Below are 24,005 nucleotides of genomic sequence, written 5' to 3'. Positions count from 1 at the left end.
CAATAAATCGTCAAGGTTGTGGGCCTATCGCTATGCAAAGACCAACGCAGTACTGCGAGTGTCATGGCTGACCCGGATTCGTCAAAGTCTACCAGCACGGCGAGGGGGTGTGGCCTCGCCATCGGAATCCTATTCCTTTTTTGTCTGATGTTGGTGGCTCTCGGCTCAACATACATCACAAGCGTACTGAGAAACCCCACGATGCGGCTGGGTTCGCGGTGATCACGGTAATCCTTTGGGCTGTATGGATAGGGGTCGTTGTATTGTTGATACGCGCCCTGCCCAAAAAGGACTAGGATACGCGTGATATCGTTGACTTCCCCTTCTGGCTCTTCGGCGAACTCGCGGCACGCCTTATTGAGGTCCGTTCAATGGGGCATCGCGGACTGGATTTGCTCGCGTTGAGTTCTTCGCATTTTGACCCGTCGCGGACCTCGGCAATCCGCTTCTGCACGTCGCCGCGCGGCAGCGGTCGCCTTCGGCATTCGGCAAGTCGCGAGAACTCAATGTTGCGAGATATTCAGCGCTCCGTATGTCAGATTGCGCATCGCCGTGAAATAATCGCTGACCTTTTCTGGTGCGACCTGGATCATCTGTACAGCGATCACCTTCTGCGCCGGATCAACCCAGAACTGCGTCCCCCAAACTCCACTCCAGCCAAAACTGCCGGCTGACCCGCCGCTGGTGCGAATGGCAAAGCCAAGGCCAAACGTTGTCCCATGGTCTGGGCCGACACTGCGGCCCACAAAGCTAACATCGTATGGTAGCGCGTTGGCGGTCATCAGCTTCACTATCTCAGGTGCGAGTATCCTAACTCCGTCGAGCTCACCGCCATTGAGCAACATTTGGCAGAAGCGCAAGTAGTCGAGAGCCGTCGAGGCAAGTCCGCCGCCACCTGAAAGGAGCTTGCGCGGCTTTGTGATGTCAAATTGAGGAGGCCGCGTCGTTGGTGCCTCGACCACGCGGCCGAGGTTTTCGCTCGGTACGTAGAAGCCGGTGTCAACCATCCCGAGGGGCTTGAAAATGCGGCTCTGCAGGAATTGATCAAACTCCTGGCCGGAAGCAACTTCGACAATCCTCGCCAGAACATCTACGCCCCAGCTGTATTCCCAGACCTCACTCGGTTGGTGTGCCAGCGGCAAGCTCGAAAGACTTGTCACAAACTCGGCGAGGGAATTGTCCGGCTTGAAAGCGGCCTTAGCGTAGAGCCTGTTGATCGGCTCATCTACAAATTGCGGCGGATAGACCAAGCCGGAAGTATGACGAAGCAGGTCGCGCACGGTCATTGGTCGCTTCGGCGGTTCTAGCGCAATGTCGATCTTCCCTGACGCCGGGTTAGGCTTCGCGGTCGCGACTTGCATGGTCTTCAGCTCGGGCAGGTATTTCGCGACCGGAGCATCGAGATCGAGCTTGCCGTCGTCTACCAGCATCATGGCTGCAACACTGGTGATCGGCTTGGTCATCGACGCGATCCAGAAGATCGAGTCGGTCGTCATGGGAATGGTCTTGGCGCGATCTTGGAAGCCAATGGGTTGAAGATAAGCAAGCTTGCCCTCTTTAGCTATGGCGATGACTGCACCCGACAGGTCCTTGCCCGAAGGGTCGACCGCATCAATCCGTTTCTTGTACCAAGAAGTAATCTGCGAAAATCCCCCTATCGAAGGATTCTTGATAGCAGGATGGATAGCTGTCGAGAGCGCGACAGTCATAAGAACACATCCGATTGCACTGAAGAATGCCAGGGCCTTTATCAGTGAGTGTTGCATATGCGTCATGGCGTGCTTCCGCGAAGATAAAGTGGCTCGCTCTCGCTTGTGGCACGTTCAGCATATCGATTTGAATGAGGTTTGTCGCTCTCTGCTGCCGTTACGGTGCGCAATGTCGCTTATTGGCCCTGAGCCGAACAGCGCAAAAGGTGTCAGCAGGTCGGCTGTCTGAGCTGGTCCGGACACGGCTCGCGCTTGTCTCGACTGCCGTTTATGACCCTGGCTGTGTGAAAAGCCACGAGTCAGGTACGATTCCTCCGTTTCCTGATGGGGGATACGGATGGGACGCTTCGTTGAAGGCGCGGACAGATCCCAGCTGACGCTCTTGCCGGAATGCCTGGAGGATTGGGTAAGCGAGGACAACGCGGTCCATGTGATCGATGTGTTCGTCGAGGCGCTCGACCTGCATGGACTGGGGTTTGAGCGTGTGATCGCCAAGGAGACGGGCCGGCCCTCCTATCATCCGGCAGTCCTTCTGAAGCTTTACATCTACGGTTATCTCAATCGGGTGCAATCCAGTCGGCGCCTGGAACGTGAGGCGTGCCGGAATGTCGAGGTGATGTGGCTGATCGGCCGCCTGGCTCCCGATCACAAGACGATCGCCGATTTCCGGAAGGACAATGGCGCGGCGATCCGGAAGGTTTGCGCGAAGTTCGTTGCGCTATGCCGGCAAATGGGCCTGTTGCAGACCCCGAGCGTCGCGATTGACGGCAGCAAGTTCAAGGCGGTGAACAACCGCGATCGCAACTTCACGCATGCCAAGATGGCGAGGCGGATGGCGCAGATCGAGGAAAGCGTCGGTCGATATCTGCGTCAACTCGATAGCGCCGATCGGCAGGAGCCTTCGGAAGCGATCATCATCAAGACAACGAGGATCAAGGAAAAGATCGCTCGGCTGAAGCAGGAGATGGGCCGCCTGGAAGTGCTTGATGCGCAGATGCGTAACACGCCGGATCAACAGATATCGCTCACCGATCCGGATGCCCGTTCGATGGCCACCAGCGGACGCGGATCGGGCGTCGTCGGCTACAATGTCCAGGTCGCTGTGGACACCGAACACCATCTGATTGTTACGCACGAGGTCATAAACGTCGGCAACGACCGTGGGCAGCTTGCTCGGATGTCGAAACAAGCCAAAGAAGTGCTCGAAGTGGACAAACTCGAGGCCGTCGCCGACCGTGGCTACTTCGACGGAGAAGAGATATTAGCCTGCGAAGAGGCTGGCGTTGCAGTCACCTTGCCCAAGCCCATGACGTCGAACGCCAAGGCTGAGGGCCGGTTCGGCAAACAGGACTTCGCCTACCTGCCTGATGCGGACGTCTACCGCTGCCCATCCGGCCAGCTGCTGTCCTATCACTACACCAACATCGAGCATGGAATGACGCTGCGCCGGTACTGGTCGACAGCGGCGTGCCAGAGCTGCGCGATCAAGAGCCATTGTACGCCGTCCAAGGAGCGCCGCATCACGCGCTGGGAGCATGAGCATGTGGTCGAGGAGGTCCAGAGACGGCTCGATTCCAATCCCGACGCCATGCGGACGCGGCGCGAGACGGTCGAGCATCCCTTCGGCACGATCAAAGCCCGTATGGGTGCGAGCCACTTCCTGATGAAGCGCCTACGGAATGTCGCCGCTGAGATGGCGCTGCATGTTCTCGCCTATAACCTCACACGGGTGATGAACATCGTCGGCAAACCGAGCCTGATTGCAGCCATCCGCGCCACCTGAAGGTCAGAAAGTGCGTCGAAAAGCGTAATACCGCGTCGCGATACCCACTTTGGCCGTCATTGGACGATCCGACGCGAGAACATCGGCCGCCTGCCGACCACGGCCGCGTGCCGACTTATCGGTTTGCACACAACCAAGACCCAAAGCGGTCAGTACCCTCGGGCTTACCAACTAGCGCATTCGTCGTGCGCACTCGAACGATGTTGCAAGTTCAGGTGGAATCCCGTACCGGTGCGCTGGTACATAGAGGGGGAAATGGTGCGCAAGAGTTTTCGCTTTGTCCTGTCGGCTATGCTGACCGGAAGTTTGGCCACTATCGCAAACGCCCAAACAGGAAGTCCGCAACAAAAGCCCATCCCGCCTAGCCTGATGAAGGACTGTACGGCTCATCTTGTGGAGGCGGACCCCCGCATCAAAATCGTCGGGCCCTTTGCTCCTGCGCGGTCTGCCGATATCTTCGGTGGCTGGGCCAGCCAATTAGCCGGTCAATTAGGAATCGTTATCATGGCAGCCCCTGCAAAATATCCGAACTACAATAGCTGGGCAGGCTGCATCTATGATCCCGAGGACAAGTCGAAGCCGAATGAAGGTAAACTCGTGTTTCGAAAGGTGATCAGGGAATTTCCCAAGCGAACCAAATTGGAACCGGGGGAAGCTCCTTAGCTTAAAATCGGCTTGAAGTCCGCTGCCTTGTAGTTCGCCTTCATCCGCCATCGTGCAAACGTCGGGGTAGTGCATGCACGCCGTCGACTTCCGCTATTGGCCCAGGGCTGCCGACTTGCGGCGCCGCATCAAGTCGGCAGCTATCTGGGGTACACCGGCCATCAAATCAACGTAGCGTCACGGCAGCCCGTGGCCCATGCGGTCCATCCAAGGCAGACTGACCCTCACTGAACCCAGATGTTAGGGGGACCCAGCAATGCTGCCCTGCCAACCCGTCAAAACCTCTGTGCAGAGGTACTAGCGCTATTCGGTCGTGTCGACGTCTTCTTTCGCCGTCAGCATTCCCGACAACGTGCGCAGCGCCAGATCGAGCTGTTCGGTGCTGGGGGCGCCGAGCGCCAGACGGACGGCGTTGGGGGCGTGGCCTGGACTTACGGCGAAGGTGGTTGAAGGGGTCAACGCGATGTCGCGCCGGGCTGCGGCCGCGACGAATGTCTGCGAGCGCCAGTGCTGGGGCAAGGTCAGCCAGAGATGGTAGGATTTGACGTTGGCCTGGACCTCGAATCCGGCAAGGTATTTGGCCGCCATCTGCTGGCGCCGCGCCGCATCGATCCGTTTCAGGCGTGACAGCTCGGCAACGGTGCCATCTGCCATCAGCCGCTGTCCGGCGGCAAACGCAAATCCCGAAGCTGTCCATCCGCCCGATCGAACCGCGGACATGACGCGTTCGCGCAGCCGCGGTGGCGAAACGATGAAACCCAGAGCAAGGCCGGGCGCCACCTTCTTCGACAGGCTGTCCAAGGTGATGCAGCTATCCGGCGCAAGCGCCGCCATCGGGGTTTCTTCGTCAAGAAAGCCGTAGACCGTATCCTCGATGACGGTAAGGCCGAGCTTCTCGACCACGCGCAGCAAATCCGCGCGGCGCGCCGGAGGCATGGTCATGCCGAGCGGATTTTGAATCGTCGGCTGAAGGTAGAGCGCCGACAAATGCGTTTCGCGGTGAGCTTTCTGCACCGCGTCCGGACGAACACCGAACTCATCCATCGCAAGCGGCACCAGCGTCACGCCGAGCCGGACGGCGATGTCCTTGATGAAGGGATAGGTCAACGCCTCGACGCCGCAGCGGCCGCCGCTCGGCACCACCGCCGCGAGTGCAGCGGCGATGCATTGCCGCCCGTTCGCGGTGAACACGAGTTGATCGGGGGCCGGAGACCAGTCTTCGCGGGAAAGAAACTCGGCGGAAATGGTCCGCGCGGCAAGAGTGCCTGTCGTGGTCGAGTGCCGCAACGCGAGATCGAGCACTTCGGGGCGTTCCAGCCCTGCAAGGCTTCTCGCGATCATCGCCGATTGCGTCGGCAGTATCGGATAGTTCACTTCCAGATCGATACGCGCGCCGCGCGGCTCTGCCGGCATGGCGATGCCACGGCGCGTCTCGCCCGAAACGAACGTCCCGCGTCCGACTTCGCCGACCACCAGGCCGCGGCGCAGGAGCTCGGTATAGACGCGGCTCGCGGTCGAAACTGCGATCTTGCGCTGATAGGCGAAGCTGCGCTGCGGCGGCAAGCGATCGCCGGGCTTGAGCGCGCCGTTGGCAATCTCGGCGGCGACGGTATCGGCAAGCTTCAAATACTCGAACTTCGACATTATTGCACCGAGAGCAATGTTTTCCTTGCACCGAGAAATGTATCGGATCATTTTGAACCCATCAAGCCCATGATTGCACTGAGAGGGGTGCAAGCAATCAGATCATTGGAAGGTGCAGGCGCTTCGCGGCGGTTGCGCCGGCGGCAGCGTTTTGCCGTTTGAAAGAAGGAGAACGACGATGACGACGATATCCCAGACGGCAGGTCAGTCTGCTTCCCGCAAGAGCCAGGCCGGATTGTTCGGCGTGCTCGGAGGCTGGGTGAATCGCATCGCCACCCATTTGGCATACCGCCAGGCCATCAGAACCCTGAATGAGCTGGACGATCGCGCACTGCGCGACATCGGCATCGAGCGCGGCCGGATCGATTCGGCCGTCCGCGGCGTGGTCGATCCAGAGTTCGGACGCTATCTCTGATCAACAGGATTGAAGGCTGTCATGCCATCCGGCCCGGTCGAAAGATCGGGCCGCATTTGTTTCGCCCGCTGCCGGCCGGGGGCCCGGCCTACTTTGCATGGGGTTGTTTTCGATATTTTGAGTTGGGCGACCCCGTCAGTGCCGGACTACCAGCACCGAGCACTTGGCGTAACGCACGACGTGGCCGGCGTTGGAGCCGAGGAAATACGTTCGCATCGCCGGCCGGTGCGAGGTCATCACGATCAGGTCGGCCTTGATCGCCGCTGCCTCTTCTAGGATCTCGTGATAGATGCCGCCTTTCCGCACTGCGGTGGAAATGCGCCGCGCCTCGATGCCGGATTCCTTCGCCACGATTGCGAGTGCTTCCTCCGAGGTCGCGCGCTGCTGGGCATCGAAATCGGCCGGCACATATTCTGCCAGCATCGCCGGCGTCATCGGCAACACATTGAGCAGTCGTACCGAGCCGCTCCAGGTTTGCGACAACGTTGCGGCGGTCGCGATCGCGGGCTTGGCCAGATCGGTATCGGCCAGATCGATCGGCACGAGAATCGACTTGAACATCTGAGCCTCCCGCTGCAGCCCGTCGGTTCTGATTTGTCAGAATCCAGCTCCAGCCCTTTGTTTTGATGCGCTTTCTTTTACGCAAACTTGTTCCTAATTCGCTCGAAAAATAGCGTCCTGGCGAGCTTAGCACGGCCGAGCTTGGATGTCCGAGCGCCTCAATCGTCCAGCGCCTGCTTCAGCAGTTTCGGGCTGGTGAAGCGCACGAGCTTGCCGCGGCGGAACGCCACCTCGCTCCAGTCGTCAGTCGGAAAGTCGAGGATCGCCAGTCCCGCGGTCGGCAGATTGTCCTCGAGCCCCTTCTTCGCCATCGCGTCGCCGCTGCCGGCGAGCATCAGCGCCAGCTCATGCATGCCGGGATTGTGGCCGATCAGCATCAGGCGTGCGGGATCGGAGACCTCGGCCATGCGGATGATCCGCAGGAGCTGCGTCGGCTCGGCGCCGTAGAGTTCGTCGAGCAGTTCGACCCGCGGCCGCGGCGGTCGTTCCCGCACTGCATCCTTGATCGCATCGCGTGCGATTTCCCAGGTCTGTTGCGCCCGCACTGCAGTCGAAACCAGAACGGCATCGGGAAAGGGCGGATGGTGGCCGATCCAGGTTCCGATCGCGGCGGCGTCCATTCGGCCGCGCTCGTCGAGACGGCGGTCCTGGTCATGGCCCGAAGGCGCGTCGTGTTCGGTCTTGGCGTGACGCAGCAGCATCAAACGGCGCATGGCGCGATCTCGATTCGGTCTTAGTCTGGACTAATCTACAAGCTCATGTCTGGGACGAGGTGACAAGCGCTGCAGCCGCCCGTAAGAAACGCCATGCCCGAGACTTTCTCAAGTGCGACCAACGGCCCCGACGACGGCCCTTTTCGCTCGCGTCTTTCGTTCGACCTGGATGTCGACATTTGCGTTGTGGGAGCCGGCGTTGCCGGCCTTACGGTAGCGCTGGAGGCTGCGCGCCGCGGCGCCAGCGTGGCCGTGCTGGAAGGCCGGCATGTCGGCTGGAATGCGTCTGGCCATCAACTCGGCACGGTCATGCCGGGCTACAGCCTTCCGATCGGCGATTTGATCGAGCGCGTGGGCATCGAAGACGCGCGCGAATTGTGGGCGCTGTCGAAGGAGGGCGCCGATTACGTTCGCGCCGCCGCAACCGAAGAGGCGATGCCGGGAATTGCGCTCACTGAAGGCGCGCTGGAGGTCTCCAACGTCGATGTCGGCGAGGCGCTGATCAGCCGGCTGCAGACGCTGAGCGAGGATTTCGAGACCGAAGTCGAGGGATGGCAGGTCGATCGCGTTCGCGATCAGCTCGGGACGGCGCGCTATTTCCATGGCATTTATTATCCGCGCGCGTTCCAGATTGACGGCCGCAAATACATCCACGGCCTTGCCGCGCAGGCAAAGCGGGCGGGCGCGCGCATCTTCGAGGATACGCCGGTCGTCAGCATCGATCCGTCCGGCATTCGCAAGCGCATCGTGACGCCGTCGGCGCGGCTGCGTGCCTCGCACATCGTGCTGGCCGGAAACGTTCATCTCGGCGCCCCGTTGCGGCGCCTGTCGGAGACGCTGCTGCCGGTCTGGCGCTATGCCGCGGTGACGGAGCCGCTCGGCGAGCGGCTTGGCGAGGTGATCGCCTTCAAGGGCTCGGTGGCCGATAGCGACGGCATCGATCATTTCCGAATCGTCGGTGGCGACCGGCTGATGTGGGCGAGCCCGGAAACCACGTGGGAAGCGCGGCCGCGTCGCTTTGCACCCGTCATTCAGCGCCGCATTGCCACTATCTTCCCGAGGCTCGGTAAAGTCCCGATATCAGACGTGTTCGGCGGCGCGGTCGGGGTGACCGTGCACGCCATGCCGCAGATCGGCCAGCTACGCAAAGGGCTTTGGGTTGCCAGCGGCTTCGGCCGCCACGGGCTGAACACCTCGGCGATGGCGGGGCAGGTCATCGCGCGCAGCATCCTGTGGGGCGAGGACCGCTGGAAACTGTTCTCGCCATTCGAACTGGTCTGGGCGGGCGGCACCACCGGCCGCGTGGCCGGCCATCTGATCGGCCTGTGGGGGCGGGGCCAATCCGCCGCGGCGGGCGCGTTGGCCCGTTTCCGCGAAGGCGCCCGCGCCCGGGAACGGGTGCGCGAGGCGCGGTTGGCAGAGGCCAACCGGCAGGCCGGAACCAGGCCGCCGCGTCGTCCGCCGGTAGCGCCGCGCCCCGTGCGTCCGCAATCGCCGCGGCCGGCAGAGGCCCGGGACGGCGGGATGCCGGTCGCTCCCTCGCAGGAAAGTGAGAAAATCCGGGACGGATCGGTGTAACTTCGGCGCTTCCGGGCCGTACTTGATGGCGAACCGTTACGCCCCCGCACGGAGATTTCCATGTTCGACCGCCGTATCCTGCTCGCATCCGTAGCCGGCCTGTTTGGCTTGGCCGCTTTCCGCTGGCTGCGCACCATGCCGGCACAGGCCGCCGGGAAATTCGAGGTGGAAAAGACCGACGCCGAATGGCGCGCCCAGCTCACGCCGCAGCAGTATGAAATCCTGCGCAAGCACGGCACAGAGCGGCCGGGTTCGAGCCCACTCCTGAAGGAAAAACGCAAGGGCATTTTCGCCTGCGCCGGGTGCGATCTGCCGCTATTCTCCTCTGATACGAAATATGACAGCGGCACCGGCTGGCCGAGTTTCTGGCAACCGCTCGACAATGCGCTGGGCAAGACCGAGGACCGCACCTACGGCATGCTGCGCACTGAAGTGCATTGCCGCCGCTGCGGCGGGCACCTCGGACACGTCTTCGACGACGGGCCAAAACCGACCGGCTTGCGCTATTGCATCGACGGCTTTGGGCTGGTTTTCCACCCGGCGGCGCCATCGGCTTCGTAACGGCCGCCGCCCGGCAATTGTTGCCCGCCCGGCAAATGTGCCCTGGTCTTTGGACCGGGGCTTTTTTATTAAGTATTTGATTTTTATATGTTTTGTTGTTTGGCACAACGCTTGCGACATCTTCTCCCGACGCGGCCTGGGTTTACGTGGACCGGCGAGCCGCCCGGATCGAATTTGGAGAAAATGTCATGGGTATCTTCGGCGCTCTCACCACCGCGGTCGGCGGCCTCCGCGCCAACTCCTACGCGCTGGAAAACGTCTCGGGCAATATCGCCAACTCGCAGACCACGGCGTTCAAGCGCGTCGATACCTCCTTCCTGGATCTCATTCCGCAGACCGCCTCGACCGCGCAGCTCGCCGGCGGCGTGACCACGCAGTCGCGCTCCACCAACTCGGTGCAGGGCGACGTGCAGACGGCATCGGTCGCGACGTTCATGGCGATCAACGGCAACGGCTTCTTCGCGGTGCAGAGGCCCGGCAACTTCACCGACGGCACGCCCGTGTTCGACGGCGTCGACCGCTACACCCGCCGCGGTGACTTCCAGCTCGACAAGAGCGGCTATCTCGTCAATGGCGCCGGCTACTATCTGCAGGGCGTGCCGATCGATCCGACCACCGGCAACCCCTCCGGCAGTTCGCCGCAGGTTCTCAGATTCCAGAACGACTTCCTGCCGGCGCAGCAAACCACCAGAATCGACTATCGCGCCAACCTCGCCAGCTATCCGCTGACAACCAAGCACGATGTTTCCGTTCCCGGATCGGAACTGATCGCGCCGGCATCATACAGCGTCGGATATAATCCGCTGGTGCTCGGCACGCCTCCGGCGCCCTACACGGATAGCACGGTCACCGGCACCGTGCAGAACAACAAGGCTACTCCGTCGGTCGCCAACACCGGAGCGACCTTGCTCTCGGGCGCTGCGGGCACCGACTCGATCTCCGCCAACTTTGCCGTTGGCGACACCATCACGATCAATGGCAATGTGATTACCTTCGTGGCCGCCGGCGCCGGCGCAACCGAGCTCAACATCGACGACGACATCGCGGACCTGCTCGCCAAGATCGACTCGATCACCGGCACAGCTACTCCGTCGTCGATCACATCAGGCTCGATCACGCTGCATTCCGGCACTACGTCCGATCTCTCGGTCACGAGCTCGAATACCACGGCCTTCGCCGCACTCGGCTTTACTGGCACCGCGACGGCGACGCGCGGCGGCGGCGGCGGGGTAGGCACCGGCCAGGTCATCGGCAACGACAACTCGACGTTCCTAGCCGAGTCGGTGGCAGGTGGTGCGGTCACGACCTACGACGTCTCGGGCGCTCCGGTGAACCTGCAGTTCCGCTGGGCCAAGGTCGACAGCGCCTCGCTCGGCGCCGGCCATACCGACACCTGGAACCTGTTCTACCAGGTTAATCCCAACGCAACCGGCACCCAGGTCTCGTGGCAGAACGTCAACACCAATTTCACCTTCTCTGCCTCAGGCCAGATGTCGCCGGCGGTTCCGAACATCACGCTTACCAATGCTGTCGTCAACGGCGTCGCACTGGGCAGTCCCGTCATCAACTTCGGCACCGGCGGTGTCACCCAGTTCGCTGATGCCAACGGCAACGTGCAGGTCAACCAGATTCAGCAGGACGGCTTCCCCGCCGGTCAGTTGCAGTCCGTCGGCGTCGGCACCAACGGCCGCATCGTCGGTAACTATTCCAATGGCCGCAACCTCGACCTTGCCGAAATCTCGGTCGCGACCTTCAACGGAACCAACTTTCTCAAGCGCGTCAATGGTGGCGCGTTCGAGGTCACCGACGCGTCCGGACAGGCGCTGTTCGGCAAGGCCGGAACGATCGTCGGCTCCTCGCTGGAAGGGTCCAACACCGACATCGCCGACGAGTTTACCAAGTTGATCATCACCCAGCAGGCTTACTCGGCCAACACCAAGGTCATCACCACCTCCAACACGATGGTGCAGGATCTCCTGAATGTGCTGCGATAGTTCGCAGCGCCGTTCGCGACGTGATTTGAGACGGGCATATTAGTCATGGGTTTGAGTCAGGCTCTCTCCACCGCAATGTCCGGCCTGCGCGCGACGCAGGCCGCGATCTCGCTGGTCGGATCGAACGTCGCCAATGCGGAAACGCCTGGATACGTCAGGAAGTCGATCATCCAGTCCGCCGGCGTGACCGGCGATTACGGCTCGAGCGTTCTGCTCCACGGCGTCGACCGGCAGCTCGACCAGTATTTGCAGACGCAACTGCGCACGGAAACCTCCGGCGCAGCCTATGCCGATATTCGTTCGACCTTCCTCGCCAATCTGCAGAATGTCTACGGAAATCCGGCTGAAACCGGTACCATCGAAGATGCGTTCAACAAGCTGTTGACCGCATTTCAGGGCCTGTCTACGAGCCCGGACTCGCAGTCGGCGCGGATCGGCGCCGTCAGCGCCGCGCAGACGATGGCGCAGACGCTCAATGCGACGACGCAGGGGATTCAAGCCCTTCGCGCCAACGCCGAGATGGGCATCAACGATTCCATCGTGACGGCAAACAACGCGATGGCCCAGATCGCGTTCATCAACAACCAGCTCCAGAACAACGGCAAGACGGACGCTGCGACGGCATCGTTGCTCGATCAGCGCGATCAATACATCACCCAGTTGTCGAGCCTGATGGACATCAGAACGGTCGTCAACGACCTCAACCAGGTAACGGTGTTCACGAATTCCGGCGTGCAACTGGTCGGCACCGAGGCGGCGCAGCTATCGTTCAATCCCCAGGGCACGATGACGCCCAACACGCTGTACAATCCCGACCCGACCAAGAACAACGTCGGCACCATCACCATCAACTTCCCGCATGGCGGTAGCTACGATCTGGTGTCGACCAACTCGATTCGGTCGGGCAAGATCGCTGCCTATCTCGAGCTGCGCGACAACACGCTGGTGAAGGCGCAGGCGCAGATCGACCAGTTCGCGGCAGCGATGTCGAGCGCGCTGTCGGACAAGACGACTGCGGGCACTGCCGCTCCCGCGTCCGTGCTGCCGCAGGCCGGCTACGATCTCGATCTCACCGGCTTGCAGTCCGGCAATGTCATCCACGTCACCTACAAGGACAACACCACGGGCATCACGCACAATCTCTCGATCGTGCGCGTCGACGATCCGAGCGTGCTGCCGCTGAGCAATACCACGACGCTCGATCCGAATGACGAGGTGCTTGGTATCAATTTTTCCGCCGGCATGGCATCGGTGGTTTCCCAGCTCAACGCTGCGCTCGGGTCGACTGCCAATCTTCAGTTCTCAAACCCGTCGGGCTCGACCTTGCGCGTGCTGGACGACGGCGCGCCGAATCGCTCCGACATTCTGGCTGCATCGGTCACCACGACAATGTCGTCGCTCACCAGCGGTAACGCGCAGCTCCCGCTGTTCACGGACAACGGCGGGCTCTATACCGGCGCGCTTACCGCCAACGGGCCGCAGCAGACGGGTCTTGCCGGTCGCATCAGCGTCAACACCGCACTGCTTGGCGATCCTTCGCGCACCATCGTATTTTCGACCAGCCCGTTGACGGCTGCAGGCGATACCACGCGATCCGACTTCATTCTCACACAGCTACAGTCGGGCAGTTATCGCTATTCCCCGCAAACTGGCATCGGAACCACCGGCGCTCCGTTCACCGGCACGCTGGTCAACTTCGCCAAGCAGTTCATCAGTCAGCAGGGCGAAGCCGCAACGGCCGCCAAGCAACTCGCCGACGGTCAGGCCGTGGTGTTGAACACCCTGCAGAAGAAGGTGACCGATGCCTCGGGCGTCAACATAGACGACGAGATGGCGCATCTCCTTGCGCTGCAGAATGCCTATTCCGCCAATGCGCGCGTGATGTCGTCCATCAAGCAGATGTACGACACGCTGATCCAGGCCATGTGAGGGTTTCATGTCGATTGATGGCGTTAGCGGCAGGACATCCTATATCGGGACCTCGATCATCGGTCTCCGGAAGCAGCTCGAGGAGCTGACGCAGCAACTCGCCAGCGGCCGGGTCTCGACGACCTATGCGGGGCAGGGCGCCAATCGCGGCTTTGCGCTGAGTTTGCGCGCTCAGGTCAGCAGCATCGACGCGTTCAAGGACACCGCAACCAACGTAAATACAAGGCTCAACGTCGTTAACCTGGCGCTACAGGGCTTGGTCGATATCGGCACGTCGGTGAAGAGCGCGGCCAGCACATCGACCATCGTGCTCAACGATAACGGTCAGACCTCCGGCCAGATCACGGCGCAGGCGGCGTTCTCGAACGCAGTGTCGCTGCTCAACAGCCAGTCGGGTGATCGCTACCTGTTCTCCGGACGCACCACCGACACCGCTGCGACAGTGCCGGCCGACGTCATGCTCGACGGCGTGGGAACGCAGGCGGGATTGAAGCAACTGATCAACGAGCGACGCCAGGCCGATCAGGGCGTCGGCAATATGGCGCATCTGACGGTATCGTCGCCGCCATTGACGACCACCGTGACCAGCCTGGCCGAAGACGGCTCATCGTTCGGGTTGAAGCTCGGTGCGATCAGTTCCTCGCTGACGGGAGCGACGGTGACCCAGCCGACCGGCGCGCCGCCGGCTGCCACCATCGATCTCGGTGCCGTCAATCCGAACAACGGCGACAAGATCACGTTCAACTTCAACCTGCCCGATGGCACGACCGAGGCAATCACGCTGACCGCGACGACGACGAACCCGCCGCCTGCCGGTTCGTTTTTGATCGGAGCCGATACGGTTGCAACCACCGCAAACCTGCAGGCCGCGTTGACGTCCTCGGTCCAGACGTTGAGCGACACGGCGCTGGTCGCCGCGTCCGCCATCGCTGCATCCGACAATTTCTTCAATCCGTCCGCGACCGTCACCGGAAGTGCGGTCAACAACCAGGCCGCGGTGCCGGCGCCGATCACCGGCGCCACCCTGCTGTCCGGCGCGGCGGGAACGGACTCGCTGGCTGCGAGCTTTGCGGCGGGCGATACGATTACGGTCAACGGCACGCCGATCACCTTCGTCGCGTCGGGCGCGACGGGCAACCAGCTCAATATCACCGATAGCGTCCAGACCTTGCTGGCAAAGATCGATTCGATCACCGGCACCGGTACGCCGTCGACCGTCACCGGCGGTGTAATTGCGCTGCACGGTGGTGACGGCGCGAGCCTGACGGTTTCCAGTTCGAACGCGGCCGCATTCGCGGCGCTGGGCTTCGGCGCCACGGCGAACGCAAATCCGGCGCCGCTGCGAGTCAACGGTCCGCCGTTTGCCACGGCCACCAATCTGATCGGCGGCACAACAGCCAACACGGTCTCGTGGTACACCGGCGAAGTCGGCACCGATCCGGCGCGCGGCACGGCGATCGCGCGCATCGACCAGTCCATCACGGTGCAATATGGCGCGCGCGCCAACGAGCAGGCGCTACGCTACGAGTTGCAGAACATCGCGGTGTATGCCGCGGTCACGACCAATGCCGCCAATCCGAATTCAAAGATGCAGGTGAACGCGCTGCAGCAGCGGATTTCGGCAAACCTGGCGCCACAGACCGGCCAGCAATCGATTCAGGACATGCAGGCGGAGTTTGCCGGTGCGCAGAACGCGATCAAGGCTTCGACCGACCGCCAGACCCAACTCAAGGGAATGGCGCAGACAATGCTCGACCAGATCGAAGGCATCAATCAGGACGAGGTGGCGACCAAGATTCTGGCGCTGCAGACCGCTCTGCAGGCATCGTATCAAACGACGTCCATGCTCTACCAGACCACGCTGACCAAGTTCCTGCCGATCTGATCGAGCATTGTTCACTCGCAACGAAAAAAGCCTCCTTGCGGAGGCTTCTTTGCTTTGGGGCGTAGTTATGCGGATTTGCGATCGGGCTGCTCGGACGATTGCAGTTTACGGGCGGTCTCCAGGATCTGCTCCTCATGGCCGATCAATTTCTTCGCTTCCTTCAGCGCGTGGTAGAGGTCGCCGTTCAGGGTGAAGTTGTTGATGCCCTCGATGAAGGGCCATGCGCTCGGCATTGTCGTGAGGATGTCGCGCACGAGGCTGAAATAGGTCGGATGGTGCGCCATCGGATCCGGTGACAGGTACATGAGCTGCACGGCGAGATAGACCAGCTTGGCCGGCGTATTCGCGCTCTCGGGTGTGAGGATGTCTTTCTCGCGCAGGATCGGAATCCTGTCGCCGTCGATCAACAGCCTGGCGCGCTGATCGGTATTGGTGACCACGCAGGCGCCGATGATGATTCGCTCGTGCGGTTTGAGCTCGACTTTCAAGGCCATGCCTGTTCTCCGTTTGGCGCTTTCGCGCATTGTCGGTGCCCGCCGGCAGATTCGGCATCCTTCCCGATGATGGTTAACCAATGGTGAAGATGCGATTAGTGCCGATTTGGCGGGGCTTTTCTGCAGGTGGCCGGTAGAAATACGGAATGAATTCGGACGCGGCGAAGTAGTTTCGAATTCACGCTCTTGACCCGCCGGTCGATCGCTGTGCCTGGCGCTGGCCAAGCAGTCGCAGCGGAGCGTGCTGCTGCTCCTGCGCTAAGCGCGACGGCAACACGTCAATGATCAAGGCGGCGGGGAAACACACCGCCGTCTTTCTTTCGGATGATGGATTCGGTTCGCGCGAGAAAAACAAAGCGTCGGTTTGAACAAAAGCGCTGAAGCAGAGAATTTGGGCTTCGACGTTAATTCCATCAGAACCTGACGGCCGGCATGCTGACGAGAATGTGGATTTCTGCCGGACTATCGACACAATCGGTAACGCTTGCTAACCATATTTAAAGACGCAACCTGTATGAAAGTTGGGCAGTTTTTCTGAAGTCCCGCGGTCAACCGCTCCCCATCGAGGTTCGTGAATGTCTAATGCAGCCCAGGCCTACGCGCGTACATCGCAAACGACGACGTCTCCCCGTGAAATCGAAGCGCAGGCACTGCTGAAGGCCGCACGGCAACTCCAGGAAGTCCAGTCCAACTGGAATGGTCCTGATAAAGCCATGCACAACGCGTTGCTGTTCAACCGTCGGCTATGGTCGATCTTTATGAGCGCCGTTGAGGCGAACGAGAACCCTCAGCCGATCGAAGTGCGGCAGAACATCGCGAACATCGGCGTCTTCGTGATGAAGCAGACCGTCGACATGCAATTGAACCCGGATCCGGCCAAGTTGAAGTCGCTGATCGAGATCAATTGCAATCTCGCCGCTGGCCTCTCCGGTCGCAGCTAACGACCGAGTGTGCCAGGATGGCTGACCTTTGGAGCATCATATCGGCCAACTACAAGACGGTAGGATTGACCGTTCCATCCAAGACCCCGTACGTGGCGGTCGATCCCAAGCTCTACGAAGGCAGCTGGACCGGGAAGTATCCTGACAACAAGACGTTCAAGTTCACGATCTCGAACGTCACCGGCTTTCGGGCCAAGGTGCAGTACCAGAGCGGCGGCACCAACAAATTTCAGCAAGTCCTGATCAAGGACAATTCATTCCGGATCGGTGATACCAAGTTTACGCTCAGCGCCCTTGGCAAGGCGGAGATCAAGAACGTCGTTACCGATGCGGCGAGCGGCCAGACCTATCTCGACCAGGCCTACGCCTCACGGTCCGGCTGAAGTCGGCTCAGGCCTTGCGGTCGGTTGCGCGAAGCCGCGTCGGGGCGTCCCTGGTCAGGTCGAGGGCATGGAAATAGGCGCGCCGGCGTAGCACGGCTTCCTCCGGAAACTGCTTCACCACCTGGCTCGTCTTGACGTCGACTACTTGATAGACGACGGCGCGTGCATCTCGGTCGATCACGACCTGGTTCGATACTGCAGGATTCGAAATGGAGACGCGGACCGCGGCGGAATCGGTACTGGCGCGCGCGCTTGAATCGACTGCCGAGACGCTCTTGCTCGCCGGCAGTTCGGTTGCGACCGCATGTTGTGCCGCCTCGCTCACATGCTGAACGATCGGCGCGGCAACCGGTGCCCCCACCGGCTTGATGTTGAAATCTGTACTCATGGCAGCCTCCAGGCTTGCTGCGAGTCAAATCCCAACCCCTCCTCGGTTGCAATATAGCCGACTACATCTCAACGCGATGTTAGGGAACACGCTGAATCCCGCTCTGACGCGGGCGCGCAAATTTAGTGAAAATTGTAGCGGACGGAAGACCGCGATCGCTTACAGCGAACGGCTGACCGAGAGCGGGGTGATGTTGCGCGGCCCCGGCGCGGCGCGTTTTCCCGAAGCCGTATAGGTATTCGGAATATTCTTGCGCTGGATCTCGGCGTTGACGCCGCGCACGATGCCCTCGGACACCGCATGCGCGGTGGCAAGCACGGTGAGATTGATCTGCAGCATCGCGCGGAAGGTGTCGTGATGGCGGCGTAGCGTGGTCAGCAGTTCCGGCGACACCTGCGCCAAATACTTCTGCGCGTTCTTCAGATTCTCGACTGCGAGCATGTAGCGGCGTGACAGCTCGCCCTTCTGCTCCTCCAGCCGTATCGCCTCACGCACGTTGCCGGCGCGAACCAGCTCGGTTTCGCGCTCGATGATGCCGAGCAGCGCGCTCATCACGTCCATCAGTTCTTCCGCGAGTTTGCGCGCCTCGGCCGGCGTGGAGATCGCTCTTGCTGGCGCGGGGACCGGTGCGGGCTTGGCCTGAGGATGCTGATTCATGTCGGGGGTTTCCTTTGGATCAGCCGACGCGGTTGGCTTGCTGGAGGATCAGGGTGCGGAAGACATCGTTGGAGATGCCGAGGCCGCCGGACTTGGCGATGGATTTCGAATATTCGTCCGTCAGCATCGAGCGCCAGACGCCGGTGCCGGTCGTGTCGCCGAACGGTCCTTCGCCTTTGACGCCGGTGGTCATCTGCGAAAACATCGAGTTGAGGAACATCGCCTCGAACTCCTCGGCTTTGGCGCGCGTCTTCTTTTGCGCCTCGGGCGAAATCTTGGTCAGGGCATCGGCAAGCAGCGGGTCCCTGCGGCCGTTGATCAGCGAGGTCTTGTCGTAGGGATTGGCGATGACGTTCATCACATCACCTCGATGTCGGCCTGGATCGCGCCGGCGGCCTTGATCGCCTGCAGGATGCCGATCAGGTCGCGTGGACCAATGCCGAGACCATTTAGGCCGTCGACGAGTTGCTGCAGCGAGACGCCGTCCTTCACGACCGCGAATTTCTTGCCGTCCTCGGAGACGCTGACGCCGGTGCGCGGCGTGACGACAGTTCGGCCGCGCGACAGCGGATTGGGCTGACTGACCTGCGGGCTTTCGGAGATCGTCACGGTAAGATTGCCTTGCGCCACCGCCACGGTGGCGACGCGAACGTCGCGGCCCATCACGATGATGCCGGAGCGCTCGTCGATGACGATCTTGGCGGCGAGATCAGGATCGACCTGCAATTGCTCGATCTCGGTGAGGAAAGCGACGACGTTGCCCTTGAATTCGGCGGGGATCGCCAACTGCACCGTGGAGGGGTCGATCGGCTCGGCGGTCTTGACGCCGAGGAAGTCGTTGACCGCCGCCGCAATGCGCTTGGCGGTGGTGAAGTCGGCGTTGCGCAGCGCGAGCCGCACATTCGGCAGGCGATTGAGCGCGAATTCGATCTCGCGCTCGATGATGGCGCCGTTGGCGATGCGGCCGACGGTGGGCACGCCGCGCACGATCTTGGCAGCTTCGCCTTCGGCCTGGAAGCCGGAGATCGCCAGCGAACCCTGGGCTACCGCATAGACGTTGCCGTCGGCGCCGAGCAGGGGGGTGACGAGCAGGGTGCCGCCCTGCAGATTCTTGGCATCGCCGAGCGCGGAGACCGTGACGTCCATCCGCGTGCCCTGGGTGCCGAACGCCGGCAGGTTGCCGGTGACCATGACGGCGGCGACGTTGCCGGTGCGGATGGTGGCGCCGCGGATGTTGACGCCCATGCGCTCCAGCATCGCCTGCAGCGATTGCTTGGTGAAGGGGATGTTGTTCAGCGTATCGCCGGTGCCGTTGAGGCCGACGACCAGACCGTAGCCGATCAACTGGTTCTGTCGCACGCCTTCGATATTGGCGAGATCCTTGATCCGCGACGTCGCGCCTGCGGACGTGGGCGTTAGCGCCAGCGCCAGCAGCGCGGCGCAAGCCACCGAAATCAGTCTTGCCGAACGGATGCCGGGCATCCTGTGCTCCCCTCGAGGTCTTCCACTGGGCCGCTGGCGCCACTCCCATGACGGCGGTCCGGCATTAACTATGCGAGCGCCGTGCCACCCTGCATTTCCGCTGCAATGCATTGATATTACGGGATATTCGTTGGAGACGTGATGTTGCGTCGGCTTCACCACGATGGGCGAAACTGCCGTATGGCGGCAGAATTTGCCGGGCCGTTTACGCGTCGTTAACCATAAGAAGGCGAAGGTCGTTCTATTCTCAGGGCGAGATCACCACGATGCGCATCTACGGACCGAACGGCACCACGCTTGGATCGCCTGCGAGCCACGCGCGACGAACCAGTTCGACCGGCTTCTCGCTGCCCGATACGCCGGCTGCGCCCGAGGAGCCGCGTTCGGCTGTAGCGCCCAAGGCCGCCGGCAACATCGACGCGCTGCTCGCGTTGCAGGGCGTCGAGGACCCGACCGAGCGGCGCAAGCGTTCTGTGGCGCGGGGCAGGGGCGCGCTCGACGTGCTCGACGAGCTCAAGATCGGCTTGCTCTCCGGCAATCTCGATGCTTCCACCGTGAACCGGCTGCGCGATGCCGCGGCCAATCTGAAGTCGTCCTCCGGCGATCCCGGCCTCGATGCGGTGCTGGCCGAGATCGAGCTGCGCGTTGAAGTCGAACTGGCAAAGGCCGGGCGGTTCTAGATCGGAATGTCATTGCCTGGCTTGCGCCTCCGCTAAAGCTTCGGCGCGCCACACATGGAAGCCTCGCCGAAACCTTAGCGTAGCCGGGACCGGGCAACCCAGTATTCCAGAGACGTTCGTGCTCGACCGAGAGGCCGCAGGGTACTGGATGCCCCGCTTGAAGCGGGTAATGGACGGTGGTGGATTCACGCCGCCATATCCTTGCGGGCCGCGTCGTAACGGCGCTGCGCGTTCAGCACCTCCTTTAGATTTTTCTCCGCCCATTCCCGCAGCGGATCGACCGCATCGGCGAGTGTCGCGCCGAGCGGTGTGATCGAATATTCCACCGTGACCGGCACAGTCGCGATCGCGCGGCGTTTGATCAATCCGTCGCGTTCGAGCGACTTGAGAACTTGGCTGAGCATCTTCTGCGAGATGCCTTCAATGGTCCGGCGTAACGCATTGAAACGCATCGGCTCGTCGCGGACGAGAAGCAGAATTAATACCGCCCATTTGTCGCCCACGCGATCAAGAATCTGGCGCGTCGGGCAATCGGCCGAATAGGCGTTCGGGATTGTCGAATTGGCGGCTTTCACGGCGGTTACTCCGGCGTAATCAGGTGACCAAAAAGTGCTCTCTTAACACCTACATTCTTTTCGCTATCTAGTCACCACTGGATACCACATTCGCGTATCGCAAGGGAGACTTCCATGAAAATCGCCGTCATCGGCGCGTCCGGCAATGCCGGCTCGCGCATCACCGCCGAACTGGCCCGCCGCGGCCACAGCGTGACCGCCATCGCCCGCCATCCCGAAAAGATCGCCACCCAGGCCAACGTCACGCCCGCCGCGGGCGATGCCATGGACCAGGCGGGACTGGCCCGGCAGCTCACCGGTCATGATGCCGCGATCAGTTCGATCCACTTTCTCGCCAGCGACCCGGCCAAGCTGATCGGTGCCGCAAAGGATTCGAAGGTCGGCCGCTATCTCGTGGTCGGGGGCGCGGGCAGTCTTGAAGTGGCTCCGGGCGTCCGGCTGGTCACCACCCCGGGCTTTCCCGTGGCATACAAGGCGGAAGCCGAGAAGGGCGCCGCCTTCCTCGACTTGCTCCGGGCCGAGAAGGAACTCAACTGGACCTTCCTGTCGCCCTCGGCCCTGTTCACTGCCGGCGAGCGAACCGGCAAGTTCCGTCTAGGGACCGACCAGCTTTTGACTGCTTCCGACGGCAAAAGTTCGATTTCCTTCGACGATTTCGCAGTTGCACTCGCCGACGAAATCGAGCGCCCGGCCCATATCCGCCAGCGCTTCACGGTCGGCTACTAACAGACAGGCCGCCCCGATAGTTTTGCCTGTGCAAGGCCTTGGGGCGGTACTCCCACGGGGACGGACGATATTGTCTGTCACAACCCGCCGCTATATAAGGCCCGCGCGGACGGACAATTTTCCGCCCCGCCTTGCACGTGAAGATGGGCTGGCCTTGGAAAAGTTGAAGAATTATCGACCCTCCGAAAAAGAGCCTTTCATGAACGACCGCCAGCGCGAGTATTTTCGCGCCAAGTTGCTGGCGTGGAAGGACGAGATCCTCAGGGAATCGAAGATCACCCTGCAGACCCTCCAGGAAGAGAACGTCAATCATCCCGATCTTGCTGATCGCGCCTCTTCCGAAACCGATCGCGCCATCGAACTGCGCGCCCGTGACCGCCAGCGCAAGCTGATCTCCAAGATCGACGCGGCGCTGCAACGCATCGAAGACAACACCTACGGCTATTGCGAGGAGACCGGCGAGCCGATCTCGCTCAAACGGCTGGAGGCGCGTCCGATCGCCACGCTGTCAGTGGAAGCGCAGGAACGTCACGAGAAGCGCGAGAAGGTTTATCGCGACGAATAGTAGGGTAATGTTGGGCGACTGACCGCAGCGTGCGGTCAGCGCCGTTGCAAACTTGAAAGCCGCCGCTGATGGACAAGATTCTCGCGGCCGCCCAGACCATCGCTACCGCCCGCCGCAATCGCGCGCCGCTGGCCGCGCTGCCGGCTGAGCTCGCGCCTGCCGATGAAGCCGAAGGCTATCGGTTACAACGCGCCGTCCACGATCTGATGCTGCCGCAGACCGGCGCCCTGGTCGGCTACAAGATCGGCTGCACGAGCCCGGTGATGCAGGAATATCTCGACATCCCCCATCCTTGCGGCGGTGGCGTGTTCGCCAAGGGCGTGCATGACTCCGGCGCCAAGCTGCGGTTCGGCGACTACGTCCGTGTCGGCGTCGAATGCGAGATCGCGGTGCGGCTGGCGCGTAATCTTGCGCCGTCAGAAGCCCCCTTCACCGCGGAGTGGGTGATGGAGGCAATCGAGGCTTATCACCCTGCAATCGAGATCGTCGACGACCGCTACGTCAAATGGGAGACGATGGGCGCGCCGACGCTGGTCGCGGACGATTTCTTCGCCGCCGGCTGCGTGCTCGGCAAGGCGGTGGCGCGCACCACGGCGCCGGACCTGCTCACGGCCAAGGGCCGTGCCGTTGTCAACGGCAAGGAAGTCGGCCGCGGCACCGGCGCCGACGTACTCGGCGATCCCCACAACGCGCTGGCCTGGCTTGCCAATCATCTCGCCGAAGAGGGCACGGGGTTGCATGCCGGGCAGATCGTTCTCACCGGCAGCCTCGTGAAAACTGTGTGGCTAGACCAGGGCGATGCCGTCAGAATGGAGCTCGACGGGTTGGGCATAGTGGAAGCCAAATTCACATGAAATGACAGTAATGGCCGAGAGCGTTCCGTCGGTTCTCGAATCCGAAGCGAGAGGCGAAATCGCAGACATCTATGCCGACATCCGCAAGGTGCTCGGTACCAGCGTGGTCAACCTGATCTGGCGCAACCTTGCGACTATGCCGGGTGCGCTAGAGTGGACGTGGGCGACGGTGCGACCGCTTTATCTCGGCGACGCGCCGTTGCACGCCGAAGCCGTCAGGCGAACGATCGCTTTGCCGGATTGGCCCGGCTTCTCCATCGACACGTTGCTTGCCGGCGGCGTGGACGAGACCGAACGCGCGCGGATTCGTGACGTGCTCGACAGCTATCAATATACCAATGCGCTCGCGCTCGTCGTGCTCTCGGCGCTACTGGCGCATTACGAGCCGCGCCCGGCCGATGCCGTGAGCCCCGTCGATACGGCACCAACGGCGCCCGGCACCAAAATCCCGGAGCTGCCGCCGATGGAGGCGCTGGACCCCGAGGTGGCGGCGCTGGTCGCCGAATTGAATTCCTTCGGCGAGGACACCGAGCCGCAACTGATTGCGAGCATGTACCGGCATCTCGCTTACTGGCCGTCCTATCTGGCGCTGGTGCGAACAATGCTGGCGCCACTGCAGCGGCAAGGGCGGCTGAGCGCGCTGACGCTTTCGACTCGCGCGCTCGGGCACGCGCATGGTGCAATTCTCGCAAAGCAACTGAAGCCGGCGCCACCGCCGTATACGCTCAAACCTGCGCTCGTCTCCTGCCGCCTGTTCGTCGAACATCCGATCGCACGCATGACAGGGCTCTGCGCCCTGATCCGGCGCGCGACGCCGAAGTGAGG

General features: G+C 61.8%; 25 protein-coding genes. 15 read left to right on the top strand and 10 right to left on the bottom strand.

The annotated features are described in order from the left end of the window. Positions 1-503 precede the first annotated feature (503 nt). Entirely contained in the window at positions 504-1,709 is a 1,206-nt protein-coding gene (locus tag LMTR13_RS27980; protein WP_236843178.1) for a serine hydrolase domain-containing protein, read from the bottom strand. Positions 1,710-2,046: 337 nt separating this feature from the next. Here LMTR13_RS27980 and LMTR13_RS27975 point away from each other — a divergent pair, with 337 nt between their 5' ends. Together LMTR13_RS27975 and LMTR13_RS27970 are read left to right on the top strand one after the other, a co-directional pair. Next, positions 2,047-3,492, top strand: a complete 1,446-nt coding sequence (locus LMTR13_RS27975; protein WP_083218930.1) for an IS1182 family transposase — start codon at positions 2,047-2,049, stop codon at positions 3,490-3,492. 255 nt (positions 3,493-3,747) lie between these two features. Beyond that, positions 3,748-4,155, top strand: a complete 408-nt coding sequence (locus LMTR13_RS27970; RefSeq protein ID WP_065730585.1) for a hypothetical protein — start codon at positions 3,748-3,750, stop codon at positions 4,153-4,155. Between the two features lie 303 nt (positions 4,156-4,458). Here the strand turns inward: LMTR13_RS27970 and LMTR13_RS27965 are convergent, their stop codons facing one another. Then, positions 4,459-5,799, bottom strand: a complete 1,341-nt coding sequence (locus LMTR13_RS27965; protein WP_065730584.1) for an aminotransferase-like domain-containing protein — start codon at positions 5,797-5,799, stop codon at positions 4,459-4,461. 178 nt (positions 5,800-5,977) lie between these two features. Between LMTR13_RS27965 and LMTR13_RS27960 the strand changes: the two genes are divergently transcribed. Beyond that, positions 5,978-6,214 (top strand): DUF1127 domain-containing protein, encoded by a 237-nt coding sequence (locus LMTR13_RS27960; protein WP_065730583.1) that lies wholly within the window; start codon positions 5,978-5,980, stop codon positions 6,212-6,214. A gap of 135 nt (positions 6,215-6,349) precedes the next feature. On the opposite strand, the gene LMTR13_RS27955 is transcribed toward LMTR13_RS27960, so the two are convergent. Both LMTR13_RS27955 and LMTR13_RS27950 read right to left on the bottom strand, forming a co-directional pair. Beyond that, a complete protein-coding gene (locus LMTR13_RS27955) occupies positions 6,350-6,775 on the bottom strand; it encodes a universal stress protein (protein ID WP_065730582.1) in 426 nt (141 codons plus the stop codon). Positions 6,776-6,933: 158 nt separating this feature from the next. Continuing rightward, positions 6,934-7,488, bottom strand: coding sequence for a SixA phosphatase family protein (locus LMTR13_RS27950; protein ID WP_065730581.1), 555 nt, complete (start codon positions 7,486-7,488; stop codon positions 6,934-6,936). 93 nt (positions 7,489-7,581) lie between these two features. Here LMTR13_RS27950 and LMTR13_RS27945 point away from each other — a divergent pair, with 93 nt between their 5' ends. From LMTR13_RS27945 to LMTR13_RS27925, 5 genes are all read left to right on the top strand, one after another. After that, the gene (locus LMTR13_RS27945; RefSeq protein ID WP_065730580.1) at positions 7,582-9,066 is read left to right on the top strand and encodes an NAD(P)/FAD-dependent oxidoreductase; all 1,485 of its coding nucleotides are present in this window, start codon (positions 7,582-7,584) and stop codon (positions 9,064-9,066) included. A 60-nt stretch (positions 9,067-9,126) separates the two neighbouring features. Further along, the gene (gene msrB, locus LMTR13_RS27940) at positions 9,127-9,627 is read left to right on the top strand and encodes a peptide-methionine (R)-S-oxide reductase MsrB (RefSeq protein WP_065730579.1); all 501 of its coding nucleotides are present in this window, start codon (positions 9,127-9,129) and stop codon (positions 9,625-9,627) included. A gap of 188 nt (positions 9,628-9,815) precedes the next feature. Then, the gene (locus LMTR13_RS27935; RefSeq protein WP_065730578.1) at positions 9,816-11,621 is read left to right on the top strand and encodes a flagellar hook protein FlgE; all 1,806 of its coding nucleotides are present in this window, start codon (positions 9,816-9,818) and stop codon (positions 11,619-11,621) included. A 45-nt stretch (positions 11,622-11,666) separates the two neighbouring features. Next, the gene (gene flgK, locus LMTR13_RS27930; protein WP_065730577.1) at positions 11,667-13,550 is read left to right on the top strand and encodes a flagellar hook-associated protein FlgK; all 1,884 of its coding nucleotides are present in this window, start codon (positions 11,667-11,669) and stop codon (positions 13,548-13,550) included. Between the two features lie 7 nt (positions 13,551-13,557). After that, complete coding sequence (locus LMTR13_RS27925; RefSeq protein WP_065730576.1) at positions 13,558-15,435, top strand: flagellar protein; 1,878 nt, start codon at positions 13,558-13,560, stop codon at positions 15,433-15,435. Between the two features lie 65 nt (positions 15,436-15,500). On the opposite strand, the gene flbT is transcribed toward LMTR13_RS27925, so the two are convergent. Next, positions 15,501-15,929, bottom strand: coding sequence for a flagellar biosynthesis repressor FlbT (gene flbT, locus LMTR13_RS27920; protein WP_065730575.1), 429 nt, complete (start codon positions 15,927-15,929; stop codon positions 15,501-15,503). 575 nt (positions 15,930-16,504) lie between these two features. Between flbT and flaF the strand changes: the two genes are divergently transcribed. Together flaF and LMTR13_RS27910 are read left to right on the top strand one after the other, a co-directional pair. After that, positions 16,505-16,870: a flagellar biosynthesis regulator FlaF gene (gene flaF / locus LMTR13_RS27915; protein WP_065730574.1), complete on the top strand. Its 366-nt coding sequence runs from the start codon at positions 16,505-16,507 to the stop codon at positions 16,868-16,870. 17 nt (positions 16,871-16,887) lie between these two features. Beyond that, positions 16,888-17,253 carry a hypothetical protein gene (locus LMTR13_RS27910; protein ID WP_065730573.1) on the top strand — a complete coding sequence of 122 codons (366 nt, stop codon included), beginning with the start codon at positions 16,888-16,890 and terminating at the stop codon, positions 17,251-17,253. Between the two features lie 7 nt (positions 17,254-17,260). Here the strand turns inward: LMTR13_RS27910 and LMTR13_RS27905 are convergent, their stop codons facing one another. The 4 genes from LMTR13_RS27905 to LMTR13_RS27890 all read right to left on the bottom strand — a co-directional run bounded on the left by LMTR13_RS27905 (position 17,261) and on the right by LMTR13_RS27890 (position 19,780). Further along, positions 17,261-17,641 (bottom strand): hypothetical protein, encoded by a 381-nt coding sequence (locus LMTR13_RS27905; RefSeq protein WP_065730572.1) that lies wholly within the window; start codon positions 17,639-17,641, stop codon positions 17,261-17,263. Between the two features lie 159 nt (positions 17,642-17,800). Continuing rightward, complete coding sequence (locus LMTR13_RS27900) at positions 17,801-18,298, bottom strand: hypothetical protein (RefSeq protein WP_065730571.1); 498 nt, start codon at positions 18,296-18,298, stop codon at positions 17,801-17,803. A 19-nt stretch (positions 18,299-18,317) separates the two neighbouring features. Next, on the bottom strand, positions 18,318-18,656 hold the full coding sequence (flgJ, locus tag LMTR13_RS27895) for a flagellar assembly peptidoglycan hydrolase FlgJ (protein WP_065730570.1): 339 nt from the start codon (positions 18,654-18,656) through the stop codon (positions 18,318-18,320). Further along, the gene (locus tag LMTR13_RS27890) at positions 18,656-19,780 is read right to left on the bottom strand and encodes a flagellar basal body P-ring protein FlgI (RefSeq protein WP_065730569.1); all 1,125 of its coding nucleotides are present in this window, start codon (positions 19,778-19,780) and stop codon (positions 18,656-18,658) included. The genes flgJ and LMTR13_RS27890 overlap by 1 nt, the downstream gene beginning before the upstream one ends. A 266-nt stretch (positions 19,781-20,046) precedes the next feature. Between LMTR13_RS27890 and LMTR13_RS27885 the strand changes: the two genes are divergently transcribed. Next, entirely contained in the window at positions 20,047-20,460 is a 414-nt protein-coding gene (locus LMTR13_RS27885; RefSeq protein ID WP_065730568.1) for a flagellar assembly protein FliX, read from the top strand. 185 nt (positions 20,461-20,645) lie between these two features. Here LMTR13_RS27885 and LMTR13_RS27880 read toward each other — a convergent pair whose 3' ends face one another. Further along, positions 20,646-21,014, bottom strand: a complete 369-nt coding sequence (locus tag LMTR13_RS27880) for a winged helix-turn-helix transcriptional regulator (protein WP_065733023.1) — start codon at positions 21,012-21,014, stop codon at positions 20,646-20,648. A gap of 135 nt (positions 21,015-21,149) precedes the next feature. On the opposite strand from LMTR13_RS27880, the gene LMTR13_RS27875 reads away from it, so the two are divergent. The 4 genes from LMTR13_RS27875 (at position 21,150) to LMTR13_RS27860 (ending at position 24,003) form a co-directional block, all read left to right on the top strand. Beyond that, entirely contained in the window at positions 21,150-21,761 is a 612-nt protein-coding gene (locus LMTR13_RS27875) for an NAD(P)-dependent oxidoreductase (protein WP_065730567.1), read from the top strand. Positions 21,762-21,960: 199 nt separating this feature from the next. Beyond that, the gene (dksA, locus tag LMTR13_RS27870) at positions 21,961-22,326 is read left to right on the top strand and encodes an RNA polymerase-binding protein DksA (RefSeq protein ID WP_141686941.1); all 366 of its coding nucleotides are present in this window, start codon (positions 21,961-21,963) and stop codon (positions 22,324-22,326) included. Between the two features lie 68 nt (positions 22,327-22,394). Beyond that, the gene (locus LMTR13_RS27865; protein ID WP_065730566.1) at positions 22,395-23,180 is read left to right on the top strand and encodes a 2-keto-4-pentenoate hydratase; all 786 of its coding nucleotides are present in this window, start codon (positions 22,395-22,397) and stop codon (positions 23,178-23,180) included. A 10-nt stretch (positions 23,181-23,190) separates the two neighbouring features. Further along, positions 23,191-24,003, top strand: coding sequence for a hypothetical protein (locus LMTR13_RS27860; protein ID WP_065730565.1), 813 nt, complete (start codon positions 23,191-23,193; stop codon positions 24,001-24,003). Positions 24,004-24,005: the final 2 nt, after the last annotated feature.

This window comes from Bradyrhizobium icense (genome assembly GCF_001693385.1).
Lineage (GTDB): Bacteria > Pseudomonadota > Alphaproteobacteria > Rhizobiales > Xanthobacteraceae > Bradyrhizobium > Bradyrhizobium icense.
Note: the sequence above shows the minus strand (reverse complement) of the source record. Positions and strands in the feature narration are given on the sequence as shown.

What these genes read in the sequence shown, in the direction of transcription:
- LMTR13_RS27980 (WP_236843178.1), bottom strand. Translation starts at nt 1,709, where the DNA reads ATGACTGTCGCGCTCTCGACAGCTATCCATCCTGCTATCAAGAATCCT.
- LMTR13_RS27975 (WP_083218930.1), top strand. Translation starts at nt 2,047, where the DNA reads ATGGGACGCTTCGTTGAAGGCGCGGACAGATCCCAGCTGACGCTCTTG.
- LMTR13_RS27970 (WP_065730585.1), top strand. Translation starts at nt 3,748, where the DNA reads ATGGTGCGCAAGAGTTTTCGCTTTGTCCTGTCGGCTATGCTGACCGGA.
- LMTR13_RS27965 (WP_065730584.1), bottom strand. Translation starts at nt 5,799, where the DNA reads ATGTCGAAGTTCGAGTATTTGAAGCTTGCCGATACCGTCGCCGCCGAG.
- LMTR13_RS27960 (WP_065730583.1), top strand. Translation starts at nt 5,978, where the DNA reads ATGACGACGATATCCCAGACGGCAGGTCAGTCTGCTTCCCGCAAGAGC.
- LMTR13_RS27955 (WP_065730582.1), bottom strand. Translation starts at nt 6,775, where the DNA reads ATGTTCAAGTCGATTCTCGTGCCGATCGATCTGGCCGATACCGATCTG.
- LMTR13_RS27950 (WP_065730581.1), bottom strand. Translation starts at nt 7,488, where the DNA reads ATGCGCCGTTTGATGCTGCTGCGTCACGCCAAGACCGAACACGACGCG.
- LMTR13_RS27945 (WP_065730580.1), top strand. Translation starts at nt 7,582, where the DNA reads ATGCCCGAGACTTTCTCAAGTGCGACCAACGGCCCCGACGACGGCCCT.
- msrB (WP_065730579.1), top strand. Translation starts at nt 9,127, where the DNA reads ATGTTCGACCGCCGTATCCTGCTCGCATCCGTAGCCGGCCTGTTTGGC.
- LMTR13_RS27935 (WP_065730578.1), top strand. Translation starts at nt 9,816, where the DNA reads ATGGGTATCTTCGGCGCTCTCACCACCGCGGTCGGCGGCCTCCGCGCC.
- flgK (WP_065730577.1), top strand. Translation starts at nt 11,667, where the DNA reads ATGGGTTTGAGTCAGGCTCTCTCCACCGCAATGTCCGGCCTGCGCGCG.
- LMTR13_RS27925 (WP_065730576.1), top strand. Translation starts at nt 13,558, where the DNA reads ATGTCGATTGATGGCGTTAGCGGCAGGACATCCTATATCGGGACCTCG.
- flbT (WP_065730575.1), bottom strand. Translation starts at nt 15,929, where the DNA reads ATGGCCTTGAAAGTCGAGCTCAAACCGCACGAGCGAATCATCATCGGC.
- flaF (WP_065730574.1), top strand. Translation starts at nt 16,505, where the DNA reads ATGTCTAATGCAGCCCAGGCCTACGCGCGTACATCGCAAACGACGACG.
- LMTR13_RS27910 (WP_065730573.1), top strand. Translation starts at nt 16,888, where the DNA reads ATGGCTGACCTTTGGAGCATCATATCGGCCAACTACAAGACGGTAGGA.
- LMTR13_RS27905 (WP_065730572.1), bottom strand. Translation starts at nt 17,641, where the DNA reads ATGAGTACAGATTTCAACATCAAGCCGGTGGGGGCACCGGTTGCCGCG.
- LMTR13_RS27900 (WP_065730571.1), bottom strand. Translation starts at nt 18,298, where the DNA reads ATGAATCAGCATCCTCAGGCCAAGCCCGCACCGGTCCCCGCGCCAGCA.
- flgJ (WP_065730570.1), bottom strand. Translation starts at nt 18,656, where the DNA reads ATGAACGTCATCGCCAATCCCTACGACAAGACCTCGCTGATCAACGGC.
- LMTR13_RS27890 (WP_065730569.1), bottom strand. Translation starts at nt 19,780, where the DNA reads ATGCCCGGCATCCGTTCGGCAAGACTGATTTCGGTGGCTTGCGCCGCG.
- LMTR13_RS27885 (WP_065730568.1), top strand. Translation starts at nt 20,047, where the DNA reads ATGCGCATCTACGGACCGAACGGCACCACGCTTGGATCGCCTGCGAGC.
- LMTR13_RS27875 (WP_065730567.1), top strand. Translation starts at nt 21,150, where the DNA reads ATGAAAATCGCCGTCATCGGCGCGTCCGGCAATGCCGGCTCGCGCATC.
- dksA (WP_141686941.1), top strand. Translation starts at nt 21,961, where the DNA reads ATGAACGACCGCCAGCGCGAGTATTTTCGCGCCAAGTTGCTGGCGTGG.
- LMTR13_RS27865 (WP_065730566.1), top strand. Translation starts at nt 22,395, where the DNA reads ATGGACAAGATTCTCGCGGCCGCCCAGACCATCGCTACCGCCCGCCGC.
- LMTR13_RS27860 (WP_065730565.1), top strand. Translation starts at nt 23,191, where the DNA reads ATGGCCGAGAGCGTTCCGTCGGTTCTCGAATCCGAAGCGAGAGGCGAA.